Below are 24494 nucleotides of genomic sequence, written 5' to 3' on the forward strand. Positions count from 1 at the left end.
GACCTCGGTCCTCAGCAGGCCGACGATCGATTCCGCCGTGGCGTTGTCCTGGGCCAGGGAAGCGGGCGCCAACCCGTGACGGTCCAGAGATCGGCTGCGTTAGCTCAATCCATGACAATGTCGATGAGTACACTCTCGGCCATGCTCAGAGCTAACGCTGCGCGCTGGCGTGGCTCCATTCGGCAGCGCGGAGGATCGCTGCAGGTCCGCCTTTCGCCCGCAGACCGAAGTAGAAACCACCGGAGCCGGACCCGCCGACATCCGCTGAGGCTGCCCGGTTAGGTCGAGGACGCGTTCCGCATGGCTGACGACTGGGGCACCCTCGTCCGGCTCGCCATGACCGCCTGCATGCGGCGCGGCGAACTGGTCCGTCTGCGTTTGTCCCGTATCGACCTCGATGCTCAGGTGATCGACCCACGTCGTAGCTGGGTCGGAGTTCGGGAGAAGGGCACCAAGACCCGCCAGAACCGTCGCATCGTCCTCGGCACCGAGACGGTTGGCCTGCCGGGACAACACGAGAGCCGCGTAACGTCTCGAGTCGAGTCGATCGGCGTCGCCTGCACCGACGACCTGTTTGCCTTCTGTGGCGGCAAGACGCCCGACCACAGCGAGCCCTGCTCCCCCAACGCGGTCACCCAGCGATTCTTCGAAGAACGGCTTGAAGGCCTGCTGGATCTGCTCGGCTTCCGCGTCGGCGCCACCGTCGCGACGCTCCCGATGGAGTCCGTTCCATGACCGTCGTCGGATCGCTGGCGCCCCTTCGATACGCACCGTTCCGTTGGCTACTCACCGGCCGAACGGTCAGCGTGTTCGGTAGCTCGATCGCCCCGATTGCGCTGGCGTTCTCGGTGCTCGACCTCACCGGCTCAGTAAGCGATCTCGGCGTGGTCGTTGGAGCCCGAGCCCTTGCGACACTCGCGTTCGTGCTCGCCGGCGGCGTGATCGCCGACCGGTTGCCCCGCCACCGTGTGATGGTCATGGCCGCCACCCTGGCCGCGGTTAGCCAGGCCATGCTCGCCGTACTGATCATCACCGGCAGCGCCACCATCCCGCTGCTGGTGGTGCTCGCTTTCGCAAACGGCATGGCCGGGGCGTTCGCGCTTCCCGCCGCCGCGGCACTACTTCCGCAGACTGTGCCCCCGCAAATCCGCCAGCATGCCAACGGGCTCAGCCGGCTCGGCTTCAACGGCGCTATGGTCAGCGGCTCGGCGGCCGGAGGGGTACTGGTGACCCTCTCCGGTCCAGGGTGGGGTCTGGCGGTCAACGCTGCCACATTCACCGCCGCAGCTGTCTGCTTTGCACTGGTGCGGGTGGCCGCCACAAGAGACAAGAGTGCGCCACCACGCGACGTCCTGCGTGAACTGCGCGAAGGATGGACGGAATTCGTCGGACACAGCTGGCTGCGGCGGGTGGTTGCCGCCTCCATGATCATTAATGCGGTCTTCCACGGGTCCGTCATGGTGCTGGGGCCCGCCGTGGCCGACCAGACCATCGGCCGCGGTGCCTGGGGACTGGTACTCGCCGCCTGGGCCGCCGGTATGGCGCTGGGCGCTGTGATCGCTATGCGACTGCGGGTGCGCCGGCTCCTGCTGGCCGGAGTGACCGGCATGTTCCTCAATGTCCCGCTCATGCTCGGTCTCGCACTGACCCCGCAGGCGTTGCTGCTGCTGGCCGCCGCCGCGCTGCTCGCGGGCATCGCCATCGGACAGTTCGGAGTCGCGTGGGAGACCACCATGCAGGAACACATTCCCCCAGAGAAACTCGCCCGGGTCTACTCCTACGACCTGCTTGGCGGTCTCTTGGCCGTGCCCGCAGGCCAAGTAGCCGCCGGCCCTGTCGCCGACGCCATAGGCACCGGGCCGGCACTGCTGTGCGCCGCCGGCATCCTGGCCCTGGCGGTAGGCGCAATGGTCGGCCATAACGACGTGCGGCGGGTGGAGCACCGACCACTTGCGTCGACTGCCCAATGAGCAGCCGCCGCGGACTCGGTCTGCACATCGCCGGCGTGTGCACGGCCGCCACCCGACCACCGAACGGCTCTCAGCGGCCGAGTCCGAAGCCGGCCTACCTACCCGCTCGCTGTTCGCCGACCAACTGCGGGCGCGCTCCGACAGTGTCAAGGCACACGCCTGCGAGGAAACGTACTCGCTGCCGACCAGCCAAGCCGGTGCCCGACACAGCAAACTCCACCCGCCCGCATCCCGAGATTCGCGGCGCCGTGAAACGACCCGGCGCTGCCCCAATGCCCCTCACCGAGCGCGGAGCCCTCCTGCGTGCCCCGCCGGATACGAGGCGCCTGACCATCGACACCGCCGGGCGCGGCACATGGGACAACCCGCCGAGGTCGGAAGAACAGTGCACATCCTGCTTCGGCGAGGACTGGTCTGCCCGGCCGGGCCGGGAACCCGGAGGTATGAGGTGAGCCGCCGCAACATCCTGAACGCTGGTCAAGCACATGTTGACAGCGAAACTCAGGACCCCGCGATTCGTCGCACCCGAGCGCCCGTCCACTCATCCGCCTTACCGTAGAAAGGTTCGTCAACCCCCAAAATGCGAAACCTGATCTCACTCACTGACCTCAACTCCGCCGAGCTCGAGTATCTCGTCGCGCGCGCCGTCTACATCGGCCGCGACGGCGCCCGGGCCAAGAGCCTCGCTGACCGAGCCGTCGGCCTCTACTTCAGCAAATCCTCCACCCGGACTCGTACGTCGTTCTGGGCCGGCGCCGCCCGGCTCGGCGCCCACACCATCGCCTACGGACCCGACGATCTCCAGCTCGTCACCGGCGAGACGCTCCAGGACACTGCCCGCGTCCTGTCTCAGTACCTCGACGCCCTGGTCGTACGGACCAACGGCCCCATCGGGGATATGCGCAGCCTGAGCGCGAATGCCTCCCTCTCCGTCGTCAACGCACTCAGCGAGTGCGAACATCCCACCCAGGCGATCGCTGACCTGGCGACGATCGCCGAGGAATTCGGCTCCCTCGCCGGGCGACACGTGCTGTGTGTCGGCGAGGGCAACAGCTCGGCCACGGCACTGGCCTACGCCGCCGCCCTCACCCCCGGGTTGCGACTCACCCTGCTGTGCCCGGACGGCTATGGAGTCCCCGAGAACGTCCTGGAAACCGTCGAGCGGCTGGGTGCCGACTGCGCCCAGGTGGCGCAGTACACCGACATCAACCGGGTCCGCGGCACAGTGGACGCCATTTACACCAGCCGCTGGCAGACCATGGGTGTACCGAAGGAGGACGCCGACTGGCTGAGGGCGTTCGAGGGGTTCCGCATCGACGAGGAGTTCGTCGCCAAGGTCGCGTCCCCACATACCGTGTTCCTGCACGACCTGCCCGCAGTACGTGGCCAAGAGGTAAGCGACGATGTGCTCGACGGCGCACGCAGCCGAGCCTGGCGGCAGGCACGCCACAAGATGACGGCGGCCATGTCTGTACTGGAATGGTGCATCACCGGCACCGAGCACGTGCACTGAGCGACCCGTCGTCACGTGCTCGCATCGCCCTGGTTCGGGACTGTCAGATTTCTTTCCCGTGTAGCCGTCGGTGTTCAGTCGCTGGTTTGAGGGGACGATGCGCCCGGCGAAGGTGATGGCGAAGCGTTCAGCGTTTCGTGCGCTTCGCCCACCTCGCTGGGCCCCGTCCCGGTGAGTCGAGGGATCGGGCCCCAGCTTGCTGGGCTTCAGGGCTCGGCGAACTCGGCGAACCTCTCGGCTGCGGCGCCTTGCGGTAGCGTGTCCGTCGCTGACCTTGACGTGCAGAGCTGGCGATGGAGATCACCGGATGTCCGCGACCAGCGGGCAGTGGCACCACTGGCTCATGTCGTCGCGCAGCATACCTGCCGACCGACGGTCGCAGGCGATGTGACGCACGACGACCAGCAGCAACGCCGCCTCGCTGCCGACGAAAGCGTTGCCCGCGATGGGATCTGGCTCGTCAGGTTCAACGGCACGTGCGTGGCAGTGGACAGGGCGCCAGTCAGCTCACTGATGTTGACCCGCGGCAGCGACAGCTCGATTGACAGGGCGTCCACTATGGATCACCAGGACCATGAGCGCCTGACGGCCGGCATCCAGCCGTCGCCTGCGGGTCCGCAGCACCTGCCTGCAATACCGCGACCTATCCAAGCAGGGTCAGCACATGATGGGACACCGGCATCGGCGATGTAGGACCACATTTCGGAGCTCCTGGTCGGACTGGGTCGACCTGGACAGTCACCCGCAGGCGAGGAGCTTCGCCCCAACCAGACCGTCACGCCGCGCACTACCAGCTCTCCTCGCAGGTTGGAAAGAGCGCAATGCCTCGATGGGCTGATGTGGTGGTCGGTGGCGCGGGGGTGGGAATTCTTACGCTCATTCGGTAGTATCCTCGCCATGAGGCGCGTCATATACCCAGGTTCTTTCGACCCGGTCACAAATGGACACCTTGACATCATTAGACGCGCCACCGCCATCTACGACCAATTGGTAGTAGGCGTTATGGTCAACATAAACAAGAAGTGTCGTTTCACCGTCGACGAACGAGTAGATATGCTCCGTGAGTTGACCGCAGACCTGGACAACGTGCACGTGGAATCCTCTCGCGACTTGCTCGTGGACTACTGCCGAAGGGAGCAGTTCACGGCGATCATCAGGGGACTGCGAACGGTCAGCGACTTCGACGGTGAACTGCGGATGGCACAGATGAATTACAACCTTGCCGGCGTGGAGACCATATTCATGGTGACGGATCAAAAACACAATTTCTCGTCCAGCCTCGCCAAGGAAGTGATGCACGCGGGCGGCAATGTGTCGCACCTGATCGCGCCCACGGTAGCGAACAGGATGAAGGAGCGTTTCCTGTAAGTGACTTCTCCAGCCATCCGGCGACACCCAGTCGGTGAGGTCCGGAGTCACCCGGCGTCCGGTATCGCTACTCCGCCACGCACAGAATGCCACAAGCGTACCCGAAACCAGCGAGCTACAGCCTCATGAAACACCCCGCCGAGTAGTCAATTGTTGGAGATTCAAGGACTATGCGCCTACGATCAGCAATCGTGTCGAGCGTAGCCTCCGATTCACACACTTGGAATCTCGTCTTCTTGCACTTATTACTTGAAGAGATCGGGTTCGAGGTCGCGAATCTAGGGGCGTCCGTACCCGACGACACCTTGCTCTCGGAATGCACTCAGCTTGAACCCGATCTCGTGGTGATCAGCAGTGTGAACGGGCACGGTTACCATGACGGGATTCGAGTTGTCCGCCAGCTGCGGAGCCAGCCGAGTCTGGTGAACACGCCCATGGTGATTGGCGGAAAACTAGGCATTTGCGGTGACCTGTCGCCCGCGGAAGCGTCGTCCCTGATCGAGGCAGGGTTCGACGCGGTCTTCGACGACTCGAGCGAGCTGGCCTCCTTCACGTCGTTCGTATGTGAGCTACCGATCCGAGCCGCTTCATGAGTTCGGCGCTGGACCGTCTCGGTCCCCCCGCAGCCGATTTCGGCCGCTTCGTGGCCCGGGTCGGCGGTCCACGAAGACTCGTAGTACAGCCCCGAATGGGCATGAGCGTGCCAAGCACCATGCGCGAGGGCCTGCTGGCGACGAGACGAGCTGCAGCCGCTACAGCGGGCACGATCACCTTGGACAGCTACACACGTATGGGCCAGCATCACGCCGCCCGGCGGGCCCTGGCAGACGGGGTGGCACTGAACGGCTACCCGCTGGTCGCGCATTCCCCGGCCACCACGCAAGAAGTACTGGCGGGAGTCCTGGATGCCGACTTCCAGGTTCAGGTGCGGCATGGCACAGCTGACCCGCAGGACATCTTCCGAGTGATGGGCAAGGTCGGGCTGAACGCCAGCGAGGGGGGACCGGTCTCCTACTGCCTGCCCTACGGTCGGACGCCGCTTGCGGAGGCGGTGACCAACTGGGAACGATCTTGTGAGCTCCTGGCCGAGTCCAGTACCCGCCCGCATTTGGAGACGTTCGGCGGATGCATGATGGGCCAACTATGCCCACCGAGCCTCCTCATCGCAATCAGTCTGCTCGAAGGCCTGTTCTTTGTGCGGCACGGGGTGCGCAGCATCTCGCTGAGCTACGCTCAGCAGACGCACCCAGAACAGGATGCGGAAGCGATCCATGCTCTGCGCCGGCTGGCGGACGAGCTGTTCGCCGGCATCGACTGGCATGTGGTGCTCTATACCTACATGGGGATGTACCCAGAGACCGCTGCGGGGGCACGGCTACTTCTTGCCAACGCCGTCCAACTTGCCATGCGGTCCGGCGTGGAGCGGCTGATCGTGAAGACCGAGGCCGAGTCCAGCCGTATCCCGACCATCGCCGAGAACGTGGCGGCCTTGGAGCAGGCCGACGCCGTCGCGCGCACTCATCGGGAGGTCGCTCGGCGGCCGGTGGATACGGGCATCTACTCTGAAGCTGCCGCGCTGGTCGAGGCCGTACGGAACCTGCATCCGGACGTGGGTCGGGCCCTCGTGATCGCTTTCCGGATGGGCTACCTCGACGTACCGTTCTGCCTGCATCCGGACAACCAGGGCCAGGCACGCGGCGCGCTGGCCGACGACGGGCGCCTTGTGTGGGCCCGGGTTGGATCGATGCCCATTGCGCTGGATTCGACACGCCGCGAGGTGCAGATGACCGCATCTGGCTTGCTCTCTTCGCTTTCCTATGTCCGTCGCAAGTTTGATCACGACGCACTTTCTGCACTCGATGGGCAGCTGCGGTCTTGCCCCGATCAGGTTGACGCCTGATCCTTCGAACGCCGGCATGGGACGGAGTCCCCGTGCCGAACTGTCCGTATGGGTTCCGCCGGCGGACGGTGGAGGAGTTGCCTCAAGAGTTTGAGCTTTCGGCGCAGAGGATCCGTAGCTAAATGCGCCCGGATGAGATCGACCACAGCGGCTACGGCGGTCCGACCGGCGGCGAGAAGGAAGCGCCGGCCAAGTTGCGGCGGGAGAACCTGTTCGACACCGACTCCCCGGGCGGCCGTCGGCTGGACCAGCCCGAACAGGGAAGACGACCCATGGTGTCCGAAGCGCTCAACATGGCCGTGTGGTGGCGGTTCATTGCAGACATCCGGTCGAACCGGCCGATCCGCCCCTCCGACGCAGGGAGCCAGGCAGGAAACGTCACGGAAGTTCACCGAATCCTTGCTCTGCAAGAGCTCTCGGCGTCCATAGGTGCCATCGGTGACGCCTACGACAATGCTCTGGCCGAGTCGATCCCTCGGTTTGTTGAAGGCGGAAGTCGTCGGCCTCCGCGGCCAGGTCTTGACGCGGGAGACTCAGGATCCGGCGATCAGGCCGCTCACAGCCTCGTCGAGGTAGCGGGCAGCCGCCGCCCAGCGCTCGATCCGGGCGGCGGATTCCGCACGCAGGGCCGTGAGTTCTCCACGCAGTGCCGCGCAGGAATCCGTGCCGGGCCCACCTCCGTAAGCGCAAGCTTGTGCGACCGGCGTCGGATGCAGCCATTCCTCGCTCGGATCTGCCGCGGCGAGGCGGGCGATCTCCGGGACCTCTCTCGCGGCCTCGACCAGCGAGTCGGAGTTTCGCAGCGCACTCAGGACGGTGCGACCGACCAGGTGGTGCGCGGATCTGAACGGCACACCGGAGGCGACGAGTTGTTCCGCGAGGTATGTCGCCGAGGTGAAGCCATCCACCGCACGTGCCGTCATCCGGTCGGCGTCAGGCACTGCCCCCGCCACCACGAGTCGCAGCAGCGTCACAGCATCGGCTGTGCCACACAGCCCGGGCTGAACATGGCGCAGTGCTTCGTTGCTGACCGCGATGGCGTTGGAGTAGGGGGCCGTAGCCATCGCGGACGCTGCTGCGGTGAATGCGCCGAGGCTTGCGGTAGCCCGTCCCTGGATGTGTTCGAGGAGGAACGGGTTGCGTTTTTGCGGCATCATCGAACTCGACCCGACCAGGTCGTCGCCGAGACGGATCAGCGCCACTTCTTCCGAGGTCCACGACGAGAAGTCGCGTGCCGCACGGGCGAGCGCAACGCCGAGCACCGCGGCCGCCGACAACAGCCGCAGCCCGAAATCCCGGGAGGCGACGGCGTCCACCGAGTTGCGGGCGGGCCCGGCGAAGCCGAGAAGTCTGCTTGTTCGCTGCGTATCGATGGCCACCGACGTGCCGCCGATCGCCCCCGCACCGAGCGGGTTGATGTCAAGTTCGTCCCCCGCGGACAGGAGCCCGGACAGGCCACGCACGACCGCATGACCGAGGCCGGCGAGATAGTGGCCGTAGGTGATGGGGACCGCTGGCTGCCCGTGCGTGTAGGCGGGCATCGTCACCGCCCGGTACTCCTGCGCCCGGTCCAGGAGTACCTCGGCGAGTTCCTCGACCGCCTCCAGCAGCGGGGCGTAGTAGCCGCGGCAACGCAACCGGGCCGTGGTGGCGTTGAGGTCGTTACGCGAGCGCCCCGTGTGCAGTACCCCGCCGGTCTCCTCGCCGAGCTGTGCCACCAGCCAGGATTCGTAGGCGAGATACACACCCCGTGGCATGGGGCGGTCGCGTATCGGGGCGAAGTCAGCGCGGCGCAGCCCGTCGATGGCTGTCAGGAGCGCCGCGGCCCGCGGTGCCGAGACGATGCCTCGTTCGCTGAGCATCACCAGGTGCGCCCGGTCGACTTCGCTGATCAGACGCAGTTCCTCATCGAGCCCGTCCCGACCCGGCCCCGGCGCCTCGGGCAGGTACTGGTCATAGACGATCCGGTGTGCCTCGGGGGCGAGCGCGGTGTGCAGCCGCCCGGTGTCGAGGCCCTGGTTGTCCGGTGTCCCGGGGGGAGTGAAATGGGTACTCACACCACCGCCTCCTTTTCCGCCGCGGGCGTGTCGAGGACCGCAGCGAGTGCCTGCCTGCCCTCGTCGGCGGCCAGGCCTGCGGAGGTTTGGTCCGTCACCGCGATCACATGGCCCAGACGGCCTCTGAAGTCCTTGGCGGGAACCACCCGCTCGCCCGGCGCACGGTAGAGCACCGCGGCAACGACGCCCGGCACCCTGCGCGCTGCCGACAGGGCCGCCGTGGTCGTCATCCCGTCGGCGAGAACTCCGGGGGCCTCGGCGGTGAGGAACCGAATGGCCGCGCCGCGCCTGGGACCTGCGATGAGGGTCGGGCGACGGCCCAGCGCTGCCTGCACTTGTGCGCCGACCAGGTCGATGCCGAGTGCCTGGTGGGTGAGTTCGGGAATCATCCCACCGGCCAGGCGGGGATTCACCTCCATGACCCGTATCTCCTCGCCGTCCATGCGCAGCTCCACATGGGCGGCACCCCAGCCGAGACCGAGGGCCCGCACCGACCGCACCGCGCAGTCCTTCAAGCGAGTCTCGCCGACCGAATCCAGCGCGGCGGGCAGGTCATGGCCGAGTTCGACGAATTCCGGGAGCGGGCCCAGGTACTTGCGCACCACGACCACCGCGGTGTTGCCGAAAACCTCGACGGAATACTCGGTACCCCGGACATACTGTTCGACAAGGACACCGGGCTGCACCGCAATGCCCCGCTCGTTGACGACGGCCGAGGTCAGTTCGGCGGCGTGGTCGGCGGTTTCGGCTACGCCGGCGCACAGGCGCACTCCGAGGCTTCCGGAGCCCCGCGGGGGTTTGAGGACGACAGGGTGCCCGAGGTCTGCGGTAGCCACAACCGCGCCCTCGACGTCCTGCGCCAGGACGGAGTGCGGTACGGGAACGCCTGCCGCCGCGAGCAGTCGACGCTGACGGCTCTTGTCCTGGCAAGCGCGCACCGCGTCGGGATCGGGCCCAGGCAGACCAAGATGTCGAGCGATGGCCGCGGCCGTGGCCACGTAGTACTCGGAGCTGGAGGTGACGCCGGCGATCCTGGCCTGTTCAGCCAGTTCACGCGCCGTGGCGAGTACCGCTGCCTCGCTGGAGGTGTCGGTGAGCGCGGTCCGCAGGTGGTCCTCGGTGACGTAGGGGTAGCGGGCGGGGTCGGCGGTAACCAGAACCGGTTCGATGCCGAGGTTGCGTGCGTACCTGGCGAACTGCCGTCCCGTTCCGGTGGTGTTGCTCTCGACGAGGAGGAGCAGGGCGGTGGACGTCATGCCGGGATCTCCCTACCGGTGGCGCTCTCGTAGCTGCGTCTGGCCCAGATCAACCGCGACCAGGTGTCGCCCGCCTCGTCCGGGTGCTCGACCAGGCGGGGCCCTGCGGTGTTGGGTACGGGGACGATCCCGGTCTCGTGGAGCCAGCTACTGCTGTAGACGGTTGCCTGGTAACGGTGACCCTCGTCGGGCAGCAGCATCAAGGTCTTGCTGTATGGGTTGTGCCGCGCCCACCAGGAGGCGACCTGAAAGGCCGCGCCGCTGGTGGGCCCCATGAAGAGGCCGTTCTCGCGATACAGGTCATGGGTGGCGTGGAAGGCCTCGGCAGGAGAAACCCAGTGCACCTCGTCGTACGCGGCATGCTCGACGTTGCCGGGGATTATGCTGCTGCCGAGACCCCGCAGCACCCTGCGTCCTTCGGCGCAGCCGAAGATGATCGAGCCATGGGTGTCGACGCCGACGAGACGGAGGCTGGGTTTGCGCTGTCGCAGCGACGCCGCGAGACCGCACGTCGAGCCACCCGAACCGACCGCCCCCACCAGACAGTCCACCTCCCCGATGGTACGGGTGACCAGGTCACCGACTATCGCGTACGCCGCCGGGTTGGCGGGATTGTCGTACTGGCCGGGGACGAAGCTGTCCGGGAACTCCCGCTGCAGTTCCGCGACCCTGGCCAGGCGTGCGCCCTGGATGCCGCCGGGGGCTCCGTGGTTCTCCACGAGCTCGATCCGGGCGTTGAGTAATTGAAGCCGGTTGCGCAAATCGTCGTCGATGGCTGAGTCCCCGACGATGGTCAGCGGATAGCCACGCAGCCTGCACACCATGGCGAGGCCCAGGCCGAAGCTGCCGGAGGAAGTCTCGATCACCGGGGTGCCGGGAGCGAGGACGCCCGCGGCTTCGGCCCGGTCGATGACGTAACGTGCGGGCAGCAGTTTCATGAGGCTGAACGCGGCAGCGTAGAGGTTGTCGGTGAGCTGGATGATCCGTGGCAGTTCCATGGCCTCGATCACCGAGCGGTACACCTCCCCGACCTGCGGGGTCGATGTGGGGAAAACGCACGGGGGCTGGGCTGTCGACCGTGTCTCAGTCATCAGTCGTGAACTTCCATTGCTCCAGGATTCCGGCGTCACCCAACATCTGTTGGGCGCGCTCGATGTAGGTGTCGACGGCGGGGTCGTCTCGGTCGAAGATGACCCCCGCGATGTCGCCGCTGTGGGCGGTCTGAAGCCCGACCGCGCCGACATCCTCGACGATTGCGAGGATGCGTTCGAGGGCAGGGATCGGCAGATGGCGCTGGTTCATACGAGTGCTGGCGGTGGCGACCGTGCCCAGCAGACCAACGTCCTTGCTCAGTACGGCATCTCGAAGCACCTTCCGCAGCCGGGTGAACTGCTGGATCTCGGCGGCCGTGTATCTGGCGGGCGGCAGCGCCATTGTGTCCGTGCCCCGGCCGCCGGCCTGCGGCCTGCAGCCGAAGCCGAGGACCTGCACAGGGGGCAGTGGGTGCTCGAAGTCTTCGATGATCACTCCCTCCCGGTGGGCGAAGAGCACAGCGGACGAGACGAACATCAGCGAATCCGACGCTGTTTCGGCCTGCACCGCGAGTCGCGCCACTTGCTCCGCGGGCAGCGATAGCGAGAACGCGTCCCTGACAGCACCGATCGCGGCGAGCACGTCGCTTGTGGAGGAGCCGAAGCCGCGGCAAGGGGGCACATCACCGGAGAGTTCCAGATGCCCTTGGACCGGCAGCCGCGCCTCGGTCAGCGTGAGTTCGGCGGCACGCCGCGCCTTGCTCTTCCACCTCGGCCACACCGTGAGCCCGGTATCGTCCCGGTGCACCGGGGTGAACTTCGCTTCCGCGGAGTACATGGCACAGGGGAGGGTGACCAGACCTCGGCTGAGCCTGCCTCTGTTCAGGAAGACGCCTTGCAGGATCTCGCCGTGATGAACCGGGGAGGATGCGCTCCCCACCCGCCAATTGCTCGGAGTCACCAATTGCCCGCCCTCTTTCGTCTCTCAGCAGTCCCTGATTGATCTCTCGTCGACGGAGGCAGGCCTGCGGTCGGCTCAGTCGTACGGCTGCTTGGTCAGGCCCGTGCCGGTGATCCCCAGAGGCTGCGTGGACCATCACATTCCCGTGCCCGCGGTCGAGCTTGTGGACATCGATAGTCCCGCTCGCGTACGGTGCCCCGGCATCCTGCGGGGCGGCGGCCACCGGGTACGACCGGCGTCGAGGAAGGGAGTCGCGCCGGTGAACCGGTCGGCTCACGCTGCTGGCGCATGGTGGGGTTACGAAAGGTCGCCTCAACGGCAGCCGGCACCTTCGGTCACTCGGGTACGGGCTGCCCGATGGGTCAGGGGCCGTGGCATCCGCGCCTCGCGCGGCGTGGGCGGTGCTGAATAGGTTGCGGACGAGGGACGGGCGCCCTGCAGCGTCACTTCCTCCGGTAACCCCGCCAGCACATCTCGCCGGTAGCCGAGCTGTGTGGCAGCCAGACTGTGCGGATCCTTCACCGCCGCCGACAGCTCACGCTGCCGCAACGCGCGGTCCGCCACCAGTACAGCCTCCCCCACCGCGACGACCGGCAGGGTCACCTGCTCCAGCTCACCCAGGAACCACAGCCGCCGCTGCGCAACGGAGAGGAAGCTCATGAGCTGGCTCCCGTCCGGCGTAGCGACGCCAGCTTGGGCCGACGGGAAGGCTTGGCCCGGCTCACCCGTTCAGCGAGCTCCGCGACTGTCGGGGCCTCGAAGATGTCTCGGACGGTCACGTCGGTGTCCAATGCTTTGCGGATGCGGCTGACCAGGCGGGTGGCGAGCAGGGAGTGGCCGCCCAGGTGGAAGAAGTCGTCGTCGATGCTGACTCGGCCCACGTCGAGCACGTCGGCGAACAGCGAGCACAGTGTCTCTTCCGTCGCCGTACGCGGTACGCGGCCGTCCTCCTCACCTTCCAGGCGCGGCACCGGCAACGCAGCCCGATCGAGCTTGCCGTGGGCGGTCAGCGGCAGGCAGTCAAGCACGACTACGGCCGAGGGCACCATGTAATCGGGCAACGCCATGGCCACCGCACGCCGCAGCGCCCCGGCGTCCACAGACGCCCCCTCTGTGCCCACCACATAACCCACCAAACGCTTGTCACCAGGCCGATCCTCACGCACCACCACAACTGCCTGACCGACACCGTCGGCGCCCAGCAGCGCCGCCTCAATCTCACCAGGCTCGATTCGGAAACCACGCAACTTCACCTGCTGGTCAGCACGACCGACAAACTCGAACAATCCGTCACGACGCCACCGCACCAAATCACCCGTGCGATACATCCGAGACCCAGGCGGACCGAACGGGTTCGCAACAAAACGTTCCGCAGTCAAACCAGGCCGATTCACATAACCGCGGGCAAGGCCGGGACCACCGATGTACAGCTCGCCCACGACACCGGCGGGCACCGGGCGAAGCGCGTCGTCCAGTGTGTACGTCCCGGTGTTGTCGAGAGGCAGCCCGATGGGCAACGAACCCTGATACACGGTGTTTCGCGGCAACGGGTAGCAGGTGGCGAAGACGGTGGTCTCGGTCGGCCCGTAACCGTTGACAACGGTAGTGCCCGGGCAGTGCTCCATGACCCGGCGTGCCGCCGCTGGCGCGACTACGTCACCGCCCGTCCAGACCTCTTGTAGCCCGGCGAAACCGCTCGGGTTTTCCTCGGCCATGACGTGGAAGAGTCCGGCGGTGAGCCACAGACTCCGTACCCGGAACTCGGCGATCAGCTGCTCCACCGAGATCGCGTCCAGGTCGCCTGGCGGCGCGACGATCACGGTACCGCCGACCAGCAGGGGCACCCACATCTCGTAGGCGAGGACGTCGAAGGTCAGCGGGGAGTGCTGCAGCATGCGATCGTGCGCGCCGGTCGCGAAAGCTTGGTCGAGGCTCAGGTCGACGATGTTTCGGTGGGTGTTGCCGACCCCCTTGGGAATGCCGGTGGAGCCCGAGGTGAACACGGTGCAGGCGAGCTGGTCCGGGTGAATGTCTACGTCCGGCGCGGGCGTCTGCGTCCCGCCGGGGCTGAAGCCGTTCAGCTCCGGAGCGGGCAGGGCGGTGATGCCCTCGGGCAGGTCCAGGCCTGTCATGTCGCGGGCGGTGACAACGATCGACGCAGAGGCGGCTGTGAGGATCTGCTGGATCCTGGCCTTGGGGTAATCGGTGTCGACAGGCACATACGCTCCACCTGCCTTGAGAATGGCCAGAATTGAGACCGGCACCTCCAGGGACCGGCCCAGCAGGAGCGCCACCCGGGTCTCGGATCCCACGCCCACCTCGACGAGGCGGTGCGCGAAGCGATTGGCGTATTCCTCCAACTCCGCGTAGCTGAGGCAGCGTTCACCGAGAACCACTGCCGCAGCGTCCGGGATGGTGGCCGCATGACCACTGATGACGGCCGGCAAGGTGGTGTGGCTACGCGGCGACAGGTCACCGGTGACCGGTTCGATGACACGGCGCCACTCCGCTGCGTCCAGGATGTCGAGGTCGCCGATGGGCCGCGATGGGTCGGCGACGGCCGCCTCCAGGAAGCGAATGATGCGGTCGGCAAATGCCTGGACGGTCTCTGCGTCGTACCTGTCGGCTGCGTAGTCGATACGCAGCTCGACACCACCAGGCCCTCCGGGGGTCCGCCGCTCCAAGAAGTTGACCGTCAGGTCGAAGCGTGCGGTGTCCAACGGGGCCTCTGTGACCTCCGCGGTCATGCCGACGAGCTCGGGCGCGGGGGTGATCGAGTCGCCCAGGGTGAGCATGATCTGGAAGAAGGGGTGGCGAGCGGCGGATCGCTGTGGGTTGAGTTCTTCGACGAGAAGGTCGAACGGCAGGTCCTGGTGCGCCCACGCACCCAAGTCCGTCTCCCGGACCCGGGCCAAGAGTTCCAGGAACGATGGATCACCACTGGTATCCGTGCGCAGCACCAGTGTATTGACGAAGAACCCGACCATGTCGTCCAGCGCGGGATCGGTGCGGCCCGTGACCGGCGAGCCGACGGGCACATCCGTGCCTGCACCACTCCGCGTCAGTACAGCCGCGGTCGCCGCATGCACCGCCATGAACAGGGAGGCACCCGACTCGCGGGCCAGGGACTGCAGCTGCTCGTGCACCTGTGCGGACAGCTGCGCACTCACCCTCGCCCCCCGATAGGAAGCGGTGGCGGGCGAGGGACGCGCGCTCTGCAGCGTCACTTCCTCCGGTAACCCCGCCAGCACATCTCGCCAGTAGCCGAGCTGCCTGGCAGCCAGACTCTGCGGATCCTTCACCGCACCCAACAGTTCACGCTGCCACAACGTGTAGTCCACATACTGCACAGGCAGCGGCTCCCAGTCGGCAGCTCGGCCCTCCAGCCGCGCCTCATACGCCAGCGCGAGATCACGCAGCAACGGCCCGTTCGACCAGCCATCCGACGCAATATGATGCACCACAAGCAACAACACGTGGTCGTCCTCGGCCACCCGCAACAGATGAGCGCGGACCGGCAGGTCATTCGCCAGATCAAAGGTGCAGGCCGCCAACTCGGCGAGCCGTGCCGCCAGCACCCCCTCCCCCACCGCGACAACCGGCAAAGTCAGCGCAACATCGGCAACTGGACGGACGTACTGGTAAGGCTCCTGCTCATCCAGTCGGTAGACGGTTCGCAGGCACTCATGCCGGCCCAGCACATCCTGCAGAGCAAGACGCAGCGCCTGTGGATCAAGCCCACCCCTGAGCCGAATCGACAGCGGAATGTTGTACGTGGCCGACGCACCCTCCAGTTCACCCAGGAACCACAGCCGCCGCTGCGCGAATGAGAGGGGGATCCGCTTCGGGCGCCGCATGGCCACCAGCTCAGGACGGCGAGAACTCGCACGCTCCGCGATAACCGCCGCGATCTCGGCTACCGTCGTATGTGCGAACACGTCCCGCATGGTCACGTCGGTGTCCAATGCTTTGCGGATGCGGCTGACCAGGCGGGTGGCGAGCAGGGAGTGGCCGCCCAGGTGGAAGAAGTCGTCGTCGATGCTGACTCGGCCCACGTCGAGCACGTCGGCGAACAGCGAGCACAGTGTCTCTTCCGTCGCCGTACGCGGTACGCGGCCGTCCTCCTCACCTTCCAGGCGCGGCACCGGCAACGCAGCCCGATCGAGCTTGCCGTGGGCGGTCAGCGGCAGGCAGTCAAGCACGACTACGGCCGAGGGCACCATGTAATCGGGCAACGCCATGGCCACCGCACGCCGCAGCGCCCCGGCGTCCACAGACGCCCCCTCTGTGCCCACCACATAACCCACCAAACGCTTGTCACCAGGCCGATCCTCACGCACCACCACAACTGCCTGACCGACACCGTCGGCGCCCAGCAGCGCCGCCTCAATCTCACCAGGCTCGATTCGGAAACCACGCAACTTCACCTGCTGGTCAGCACGACCGACAAACTCGAACAATCCGTCACGACGCCACCGCACCAAATCACCCGTGCGATACATCCGAGACCCAGGCGGACCGAACGGGTTCGCAACAAAACGTTCCGCAGTCAGACCAGGCCGATTCACATAACCGCGGGCAAGATGAGTGCCCGCCACATAGAGTTCGGCGACGACACCCGGTGGGGCCGGGCGAAGCTCGGCATCCAGGACGTACATTGCCGTGTTCGCCATCGGGACGCCGAGGGTCAGTTCGGTCGCTGTCCGACGGTCGGGGCCGAAGGATTCGTAGCTGCAGAAGACGGTGGTCTCGGTCGGCCCGTAGACGTGTACGACGGTCGTGTCCGGGCACGCGTCGAGAACGCGGCGCAGGGCGACGGTGGACAGTACGTCACCGCCGGTCCAGACCTCCTGCACGGTGGCGAGCGAGTGGGGCGATTCCTGAGCGATGGCGTCGAAGAGCGCGGTGGTGAAGTAGAGGGCAGTGACGCCTTGCTGCTCGATCGTACGGGCCAGTTCACGGGAGTCGATCTCCTGGCTCGGCAGGATGATGGCTCGGCCCCCTCGTAGCAGCGGTACCCACAGCTCGTAGGTGGAGGAGTCGAAGGCGAGCGGCGAGTAGGCGAGTACCGTGCTGTGCCGCCCGCCGGCCCAGCACGGGTCGAGGGCAAGCTCGACCACGTTGCGATGTGTGGTGGCGACGCCCTTGGGCCTGCCGCTTGATCCGGAGGTGTACATCACATACGCCACCTCGTCGGGGTGGACCTCCAGTTCGGGCCCGGTCCGCTGCCCGTGGGCCGCGGTGGTCACGACGTCCTGAACAGCCAGTACACGGGTCACACCGGCGAACGGGACCTCGTCCGTGTCAGGATCGGTGAGGACGATTCCCACACCGGTGTCCTCGATCATCCACCGAAGTCGGTCCGCGGGCTGGCGGGGGTCCAGGGGCACGTATGCCGCGCCGCACTTGAGTACGGCCAGGACCGCCATGACGTATTCGAGCGAGCGACCCTGGTAGAGCGCCACCGAGTCGCCCGGGCGCACGCCGAGCTGGGTCAGGGTGTGCGCGAGGCCGTTCGCTGCCGCGTCGAGGGCGGCATAGGTGAGCGTGCGTCCCTCGCAGTGCAGGGCGACGGCGTCGGGGGTGCGGGCGGCTTGGGCTGCGAACAGTGAGTGCAGGGTGCCCTCGGGCAGGGAGGCGGTGGTCTCGTTGTAGTCGACCACCAGCTCGCGGCGCAGTTCGTCGCCGAGCCAGTCGATATCGCAGACGAGCACCCCGGGCTCGTCGGTGACGGCCTGCACCGCGCGGGCCAGCAGGTCGGCCGCCGCCCGGGCCTCGCTCGCGGTGAACCGGTCGGTGCGGTAGACGAGTTCGAGGACTGGAGTGGCCCTACCGGTGCGCGCGATTACAGTGATCGCGTGGTGGGTCGACTGCCGCAGCCGTACGCCCTCGTCCCAGCGGCAGTCGTCAACTACGACGGCGGTGTCGAACAACTCCGACTGGACACCCGTGACGCGGCGCAGGGCGGGCCCGGAGATGTCGAGGTGACCCGCCACGCGCTCATGGAAGCGTGCGACGGAATGGATGACCTCGCTTGCCCCGGATTGGGCCCCCACGGTGACCCTCAACGGCAGGTCGTTGTCACCCATGCCGATCACGACGTCCTGACGCCCCGTGAGCCGAGCACAGACGACCGCCCAGATGCCTTGGTAGACGGCTGACGTGGACGTGCTGAGCCCGGCGGCGAGCGCCGCCAGGCGCTCGGCGGTATCACTCGTCAAGCAGATGGGCAGCGCCTCGCTGTGCCGGGCGGCGGCATCGACGTGCCTGCCCAGAAAGCATGGCTCGGGGGGACCGGCCAGCTCGGAGCGCCACACGTCCACATCGGCATCGGCGTCGGCAGCTGTGCGAGCCACAACGGTGTCCGGCGGCGCGGCGGACGCCCCGGGATCACCGGCGAGTAGGCCGGTGAGCAGGCAATGTAGCCCGACAGTGTCGAGAACCGCCCGGTGTGCGGTCAGGATCAGCGCACTGCCGTCGCCTTCGGCCCTGGCCAAGGCGAAACGAAGCAGCGGCTCCCCGCCGACCTCGACGTCGAACCCGCGTTCCCATTCCACGGCCGCCACCTCGTCGACGTCGACCTCCGGGTGTTCGGTCCACGGCAGGGGTGCGCCGGGCACCACCCCGCGCACCGGCCTTCCGGTCGTGTCGTGGCCAAGACGAGCGAACAGTTCCGGACGTTCGGCCATCAGCCCGGCAGCCGCCTTCCGGAGATCGTCCGCCGAAAGACCTGGCGGCAGGGCAACCACGGCCTGGACCACGTCGAACGTGCGGGCGTGGGGATCGTACTGGTCGGGTCGCAGCAGGCCCTCCTGGGCCGAAGTCAGTTCACAGGTCTGCGCAGGGAGCTGCTGGGACATCTCGACACCTTCCAATGCCGGGGCGAGGGTGGAAGCTCTGTCGGAGGGCTTTTGGGCGGATGCACCCCTGGCCTCACCGGATGAGCACGGATCACGCCTGCGACGGACCGGCAGGCATCACCTGCAGCAACACACGATCGTCATCGCCGACCGGCCCGTCCTCGGGAACGTCGAGCAGGACGAGGCTGATGATCCGCCCATCCTCCTCGAAGAGCATGTCGTGTTCGCGCAGCAACTCCAATCTCGCTCTGACGTCCGCGCCTGACCCCTCCGCGCGTGTCAGCGCTTCCTCGGTGACCGGCGCGGCCAGGCGCTGGAGAAGACGCGACATCAACTCATCGACCAGGAGTTCTCGGGCATGGCCGAACCGGGTGTCGACGATCCGTCGCGATCCGTCCTCGCGACGTTGCACCTCGAGTACCGGCCTGTCTGATTCGACCGTCGACGCGCGGCCGCTTCGCCACCGCTCGACCAGCTGACTCACCTCGCCCAACCATTCAACGGCCAGTTCCGCGTAGGGAGCCGCCCCGTGGTCAGCGAAAAAATACGCCAGCTCATGGAGATGTTCCGCCGGAAACGGAAATGCCTTTTCGTAGAAGTCCATCGGCATCAGCTCCAGCCCATATTTATCAGGATCGGTGAAGTACGGGCTGTAGCGATCGAACCGCACCAGGTATGCCCCGCCGGGCGGGGGCAGGTGAGTCAACAGCGGCAGATCCTCAACATATTTGCGATACACATCTTCACATTCTCCCGGGAACCCCATCAGCAGGTTCCAAGCGGGGTTCATGTTATTCCGGACGCAGTTCTTCAGAAACTGAATGTTCAAGAACGCAGTGGTCCCCTTTCCCATGAGCTTGAGGGTTTTCGTGGAGAGTGATTCAATACCTGGCTGCACCTTGGTCACTCCCACCCGCACCATCGCGGCCATATCCTGGCTGCTCAGCGGCAGCTTCACCTCGTAAAATATGGAAGGACCGTTCGAACGCTCCGGCAGACGTCCGAAGACCTCGCGCGGGAACTTCTTGGGCATGATGTTGTCGGTGCACATGAAGCCCCTGGCTTTATCGCTCAGACCGAAGAGCCAGGTGAACTGGCGCAACGCCACTTCCGGGGACATCGCGCGATAGCCCATGCCGAGACCGTTGAGACCGCAGAAGGTACAGTGCGAACGCTGACCCCACCAACAGCCTCGTGACGTCTCGAACATCAGCTCGGGCTTGATCTCCGGGTCCGAACTCAGTTCACTACGCACACCGTGGAAGGCCTCGAGATATTCGGAGTAGTCGGGCTCGAAGAAGTCGTCGATGTCGCGGTCGCGCCCGACACCTGCGGCAAAGCGCGGATCACCGACGTTCGTAGGTGTGACCACACCAACGATGTCGTTGACCGCGCTCAGCCCTTCGCCCAGATAACGCTGGACGAAGTCGGGGAACGTGTGCAGGGCGGGCCCGGAAAAGACTGCGTCGATCTCGGGCACGTTCCGCACGAGGGCCGCGCCCATGGGCGCTTCGCAGTTTGCGCCACCGAGCACCGCTACCGCAGAGGGGTTCCGGCGCTTCACCAAGCGAGCCATCGCGATCGATGCGTTGGTTTGTGCGAACATGGACGTGAAGCCGATTAGGTCCGACTCAGCCAACGCATAAGATCCACACAGCCGATCAAGTAATTCCGGCAGCCCGGCGCGCAATTCCATAATCTGCGTTCTAAACGCGTTCCATTGTGGTCCGGTGTAGTATCGATTGAAATAATCACCTTGATTTTCGGGAGCGGACGGAAAGGCCAGGCCGCGGAATATCCACTCGCCGAGCCCGGTCAGCAGATGCTGAAGCTGTCCGGTAATCTCCTCGTACAGTTCGGCACCGAAGTAACAGGCGAAGTCCAGGTTCAGCGAGTGGACGGACACCTCGACCTGGTCACCGAACTCGCGCCTGATCAGCGCCGAGAGTTGGCTGAGAGCAAGCGAAGGTCGATCCCAGTCAGCGAAAGGCATATTAACCAAACTGATCTTCACAATGCTTTCCCTTCCGTGCTGGTGTCCGACACGCTCGAATGATGGACCAAGTCCGGCGATCCAGGAAGGCGCCCAGCCGCAGACTGATCAGCTGCGCACCGCCGCAAGCAGGAGCAATTCCGATGCCGCCACAGCGAGACCGGGCGGGCCTGGATGCCCGTCGCCAAGGCGGGCCCAGCCGGGCCTGCTGCCTGCGGAGATACATCACTCACTCCGGTCACCGGTTTCGTCCTGCGGTGGTGTCAGCGCGTCTCGGGCATCGTCTCTCGGGACGAGGTGGAATACCGTGCTGTACGCGATCTCAAGATCGTGGGTTGCGAGTAGCTTCCACTCCTCGCTGAGTTCGAAGGTCTCAACCCATTGCGCGAAGGTGGGCAGCTGCTGCCGCATCAGGCCGTGGGTGTATTCGAATCCCAAGGTGAAGATCGGGCAGTGCGGATCTGCCGCCTGTTGGGACCGGTAGGTGTCGCTCAGCAGCAGGTTCTGCGCGCCGGGAAACGCCCGGCGCAGGGCGGCCAAGACCTTCACGAACCGTTCACGAGGCAGGAGGTCGTGTGCGAGGAAGAAGGAGAAGACAAGCTCGACGTCGGGGAAGGCGCCATCGGGCAGCGCCGTCAAGTCCGAGTGGACGAGTTCGATCCGGTCCTCCAGACCCGCCTCGCGCACCGCCTCCCGGCCCGCGCTCCACGCCGCAGCGTCGACCTCCACACCTACGAACCGCGCTTCGGGTGCTCGGCCCGCAAGTTCGATCAACCGTCGCGCGCTGCCACAACCAAGGTCGGCCGCCGTCCTGTGCGGTACTGCGCTGACGAGCTTGTGAAACATCGAGTCGACGAACTGGGCGCCGTAATCCTTGCCGGCGCGTGCGATGGCTCCCCCGTCGCGCGCGTTCGTCCTGCTCGGCCAGCCATCGGCTCGACACACCTGTGCGGCCCCGGAGAGCATCGAACCGTATCCGCCGATCAGCCACAGGAAGTAGCCCTTGTCGCGCCAGATCTCGCCGAAGGCCGGACCTGGGACCAAGCCTCGCTCCCCGTCCTCAACCACCGCGCCTGCGTGCCGCAGACCCAGGATCACGGCGTCCAGCGCCAGGTGATCCAGGCCGGCCCGCGCAGCGAAGCCGGCCGGATCGATCGCGCCGTTCGCTTCCAGCTCCGTCAGCAGGCCAAGTTCGAAGGCCGCGCAGATTGCCGAGGCCGCAACTGCTCCGTTGAACAACTCGGCGGTCGTGGAGCGCTCCGCTCCAGGGCGGTCAGGCATCTGCAAGAATCCCTTCCAACACATAGAGAAGATGATCGACCTGATCCTGGCTGCCGACCGTGATCCGCAACCGGTCCGGCAGTCCGAGTTCGGTCACGTCACGCACCGCAAGCCCGGCTTGAGCGAGCAGTTCGGCCACGGCCGCGGCCCGGCCGGGCAGGTGGACCAGGACGAAGTTGGCGGCCGATGGAAGGAAGGCGATCCCAAGACGCTCGAAACCAGCGATGAGTGCGGACTTGGCGCATTCGGTCGCCGCCACCGTTCGGGCCACATGCTCGATGTCGCCGATCGCGGCGAGCGCCGCCGCACAGCCGAGCCCGTTGACGTGGAACGGGATCGCCCGCTGTACCTGTCGTACCGCGGACACCACCGAGGGATCACCGATCAGGTAGGCGATCCGGAGTCCAGCCAGACCGTGCGCCTTGGAAAAGGTGCGAAGAATACAGACTCCTGCATCGGCCGCGGCCCAAGGCAACGCTGAGGCGAAACCCGGACCGGCATACTCGGCGTAAGCCTCGTCGAGCACCAATACGGCCCCGTTGTCCCGCGCAGCCGCGCACAGCGCCGCGACCTCACTCGAGCCGAGCAGGGACCCGGTGGGGTTGTGCGGGTTGCACACGAAGGCCAGCCCCGCTCCCCCAGCGAAGCCCGTGACGAAAGCCGCGACGTCGACGGCCCAGTCACGCAGCGCCAGTTCCCGGAACTCAACGCCAGCCGCTGTTAGGCTCAGCGCATAGCTCTGGAAAGTCTGCTCACAGATCTGCGCGGACCGCGGATCCGTGCGGTGAACCAAGGCGAGCAGCAGAATCAGTTCGTCGGCCCCGTTACCCACCGCCACCCGGTCGACGTGCACCCCGTGGGCTCGGGCGATTCCTTCCGTCAGCTCCTGGTAGGCCGGTTCCGGGTAACGGTGCGGCTCGTGCATGGCACCGTCCAGCGCGGCACGGGCAGCTGAACCAGGGCCGTAGGGATTCTCGTTCCGGTCCAGCCGCACAACACCGAGTTGCGGCGGCCCGGAGGCGGCGGTCAGCTGGTGGCCTCGGATACCACGCACCAGATATGACATCTCGTCAGCCCAGGCTCAACGGTAAGGACCGCAGCGACCGGAACTCGAGATTGGTGTTCCACTCGGGTTCACCCGCCAGCCGGATCGTCGGGAAGCGAGCGAACAGAGCTACGAAGAACCACTTGATCTCGAGGCTGGCTATCTGGCGTCCGAGACATGCGTGTGGTCCGAAGCCGAAGGAGAGGTTCTTGCCACTGTTCGACCGGTCGAGGTCGAACTTGTTCGGCTGCTCGAAAACGGCCGGGTCCCGGTTGGCGGCGCCCAGGAAAAGTGCAACCCGTTGCCCCTCCTTGATACGGACTCCGCCCATTTCCACATCCGTTGTCGCGACGCGCCAAGTGAACTGGTTCGACGCGTTGTAGCGCACCACCTCGTTCGGCGTGTTCTCTACGCACGCGGAGTCCGCCAGGAAGCGTGCGATCTGGTCGGGGTTCGTGGCGAACGCGAGCATGCCGCTACCGACGGACCCGGGCGTCGTGGGCGCGAACAGCGCGACCAGCAAAAGGACCAGTTGATGAACTGTCTGCTCCGGCGTGACCTCGGTCTGATCCGCCAGGTCTGCCGCCAGCCGGGCGATGACGGTGTCCGGGAGGACTCTTCCCCGCTTGCCCGCAACGAGTTCGGAAGCATAGGTGTGCAGGTCCGCCAGGTCCTCGAGCAGCTGTTCCAGCTCCAGTGGCTGCTCCTGGGGCCCCGACCAATAGGTCATCACGTTGACCACGCGCGGTATCACGACGTCGAGGTCCTCCTCGGGAACGCCGAAGGCGTGGACAGCGGCATTCACGGGAAGCTTCTCGGCCAACCCGGGGACGGCATCGATTTCCTTCACGTTGTCCGGCACACTGGCTACCAGATCGTGGGCGACCCGCTCGATGGCTTGGCTGTAAAATGCATGCGCCTCGTTTGTGAAACCCGCCTGCGTGGACTTCCTCAACACCGTGTGGCGGGGCTCGTCCGTATACATCATGACGTTCTTGGTGAACCGGTGGTAAATACTCTCGGCCGGCAGTTTCCGCCCACTGAATTTACCGCTCAGTATCTCTTCCATGCGTTCTGCCTTGAATCGAGGGTCCTTCAGCGCGGCGACACAGTCGTCATATTTGAGGATGGCCCACGAGCCCAAGCTCTCGCACCAGTGGACCGGCTCCCGCTCCGCGAGGTCGGCATATACGGGATACGGGTTCGAAACGATGGCAGGCATCGAAAGCGGCGAAGGGTTTACCACGTGCTTGATCTCC

At 66.1% G+C, this 24494-nt stretch carries 16 protein-coding genes; 6 read left to right on the forward strand and 10 right to left on the reverse strand.

From position 1 onward, the window contains the following. The first annotated feature begins 300 nt into the window (after positions 1-300). From SACMADRAFT_RS15290 to SACMADRAFT_RS15315, 6 genes are all read left to right on the forward strand, one after another. Positions 301-735 carry a site-specific integrase gene (locus tag SACMADRAFT_RS15290; RefSeq protein WP_050998123.1) on the forward strand — a complete coding sequence of 145 codons (435 nt, stop codon included), beginning with the start codon at positions 301-303 and terminating at the stop codon, positions 733-735. Then, positions 732-1970: an MFS transporter gene (locus SACMADRAFT_RS15295; protein ID WP_009154739.1), complete on the forward strand. Its 1239-nt coding sequence runs from the start codon at positions 732-734 to the stop codon at positions 1968-1970. Before SACMADRAFT_RS15290 ends, SACMADRAFT_RS15295 begins: the two co-directional genes overlap by 4 nt. A gap of 580 nt (positions 1971-2550) precedes the next feature. Continuing rightward, positions 2551-3483, forward strand: coding sequence for an ornithine carbamoyltransferase (locus SACMADRAFT_RS15300; RefSeq protein WP_009154740.1), 933 nt, complete (start codon positions 2551-2553; stop codon positions 3481-3483). Positions 3484-4380: 897 nt separating this feature from the next. Then, positions 4381-4851, forward strand: coding sequence for a pantetheine-phosphate adenylyltransferase (gene coaD, locus SACMADRAFT_RS15305; RefSeq protein WP_009154741.1), 471 nt, complete (start codon positions 4381-4383; stop codon positions 4849-4851). A gap of 191 nt (positions 4852-5042) precedes the next feature. Beyond that, positions 5043-5444, forward strand: a complete 402-nt coding sequence (locus SACMADRAFT_RS15310) for a cobalamin B12-binding domain-containing protein (protein WP_232285411.1) — start codon at positions 5043-5045, stop codon at positions 5442-5444. Then, on the forward strand, positions 5441-6751 hold the full coding sequence (locus SACMADRAFT_RS15315; RefSeq protein WP_009154743.1) for a methylaspartate mutase: 1311 nt from the start codon (positions 5441-5443) through the stop codon (positions 6749-6751). The genes SACMADRAFT_RS15310 and SACMADRAFT_RS15315 overlap by 4 nt, the downstream gene beginning before the upstream one ends. A 533-nt stretch (positions 6752-7284) precedes the next feature. Here the strand turns inward: SACMADRAFT_RS15315 and SACMADRAFT_RS15320 are convergent. The 10 genes from SACMADRAFT_RS15320 to txtE all read right to left on the reverse strand — a co-directional run bounded on the left by SACMADRAFT_RS15320 (position 7285) and on the right by txtE (position 24481). Beyond that, positions 7285-8808, reverse strand: coding sequence for a lyase family protein (locus SACMADRAFT_RS15320; protein WP_009154744.1), 1524 nt, complete (start codon positions 8806-8808; stop codon positions 7285-7287). Beyond that, on the reverse strand, positions 8805-10064 hold the full coding sequence (locus SACMADRAFT_RS15325; RefSeq protein ID WP_009154745.1) for an ATP-grasp domain-containing protein: 1260 nt from the start codon (positions 10062-10064) through the stop codon (positions 8805-8807). The genes SACMADRAFT_RS15320 and SACMADRAFT_RS15325 overlap by 4 nt, the downstream gene beginning before the upstream one ends. After that, the gene (locus SACMADRAFT_RS15330) at positions 10061-11155 is read right to left on the reverse strand and encodes a PLP-dependent cysteine synthase family protein (protein WP_009154746.1); all 1095 of its coding nucleotides are present in this window, start codon (positions 11153-11155) and stop codon (positions 10061-10063) included. The genes SACMADRAFT_RS15325 and SACMADRAFT_RS15330 overlap by 4 nt, the downstream gene beginning before the upstream one ends. After that, positions 11148-11933, reverse strand: coding sequence for a GHMP family kinase ATP-binding protein (locus tag SACMADRAFT_RS15335; RefSeq protein ID WP_157617257.1), 786 nt, complete (start codon positions 11931-11933; stop codon positions 11148-11150). The genes SACMADRAFT_RS15330 and SACMADRAFT_RS15335 overlap by 8 nt, the downstream gene beginning before the upstream one ends. Positions 11934-12368: 435 nt before the next feature. Then, positions 12369-12716 carry a hypothetical protein gene (locus SACMADRAFT_RS15340; RefSeq protein ID WP_009154748.1) on the reverse strand — a complete coding sequence of 116 codons (348 nt, stop codon included), beginning with the start codon at positions 12714-12716 and terminating at the stop codon, positions 12369-12371. Beyond that, positions 12713-18916 carry a non-ribosomal peptide synthetase gene (locus SACMADRAFT_RS15345; protein WP_009154749.1) on the reverse strand — a complete coding sequence of 2068 codons (6204 nt, stop codon included), beginning with the start codon at positions 18914-18916 and terminating at the stop codon, positions 12713-12715. The genes SACMADRAFT_RS15340 and SACMADRAFT_RS15345 overlap by 4 nt, the downstream gene beginning before the upstream one ends. A 91-nt stretch (positions 18917-19007) precedes the next feature. Further along, complete coding sequence (locus SACMADRAFT_RS15350; RefSeq protein ID WP_009154750.1) at positions 19008-20930, reverse strand: RiPP maturation radical SAM C-methyltransferase; 1923 nt, start codon at positions 20928-20930, stop codon at positions 19008-19010. 204 nt (positions 20931-21134) lie between these two features. Next, positions 21135-22190, reverse strand: coding sequence for a class I SAM-dependent methyltransferase (locus tag SACMADRAFT_RS15355; protein WP_009154751.1), 1056 nt, complete (start codon positions 22188-22190; stop codon positions 21135-21137). Continuing rightward, complete coding sequence (locus SACMADRAFT_RS15360) at positions 22183-23256, reverse strand: pyridoxal phosphate-dependent aminotransferase (RefSeq protein WP_009154752.1); 1074 nt, start codon at positions 23254-23256, stop codon at positions 22183-22185. The genes SACMADRAFT_RS15355 and SACMADRAFT_RS15360 overlap by 8 nt, the downstream gene beginning before the upstream one ends. 4 nt (positions 23257-23260) lie before the next feature. Next, entirely contained in the window at positions 23261-24481 is a 1221-nt protein-coding gene (txtE, locus tag SACMADRAFT_RS15365) for a 4-nitrotryptophan synthase (protein WP_009154753.1), read from the reverse strand. Between the last annotated feature and the right edge of the window lie 13 nt (positions 24482-24494).

This window comes from Saccharomonospora marina XMU15 (assembly GCF_000244955.1).
GTDB classification, from domain to species: domain Bacteria; phylum Actinomycetota; class Actinomycetes; order Mycobacteriales; family Pseudonocardiaceae; genus Saccharomonospora_A; species Saccharomonospora_A marina.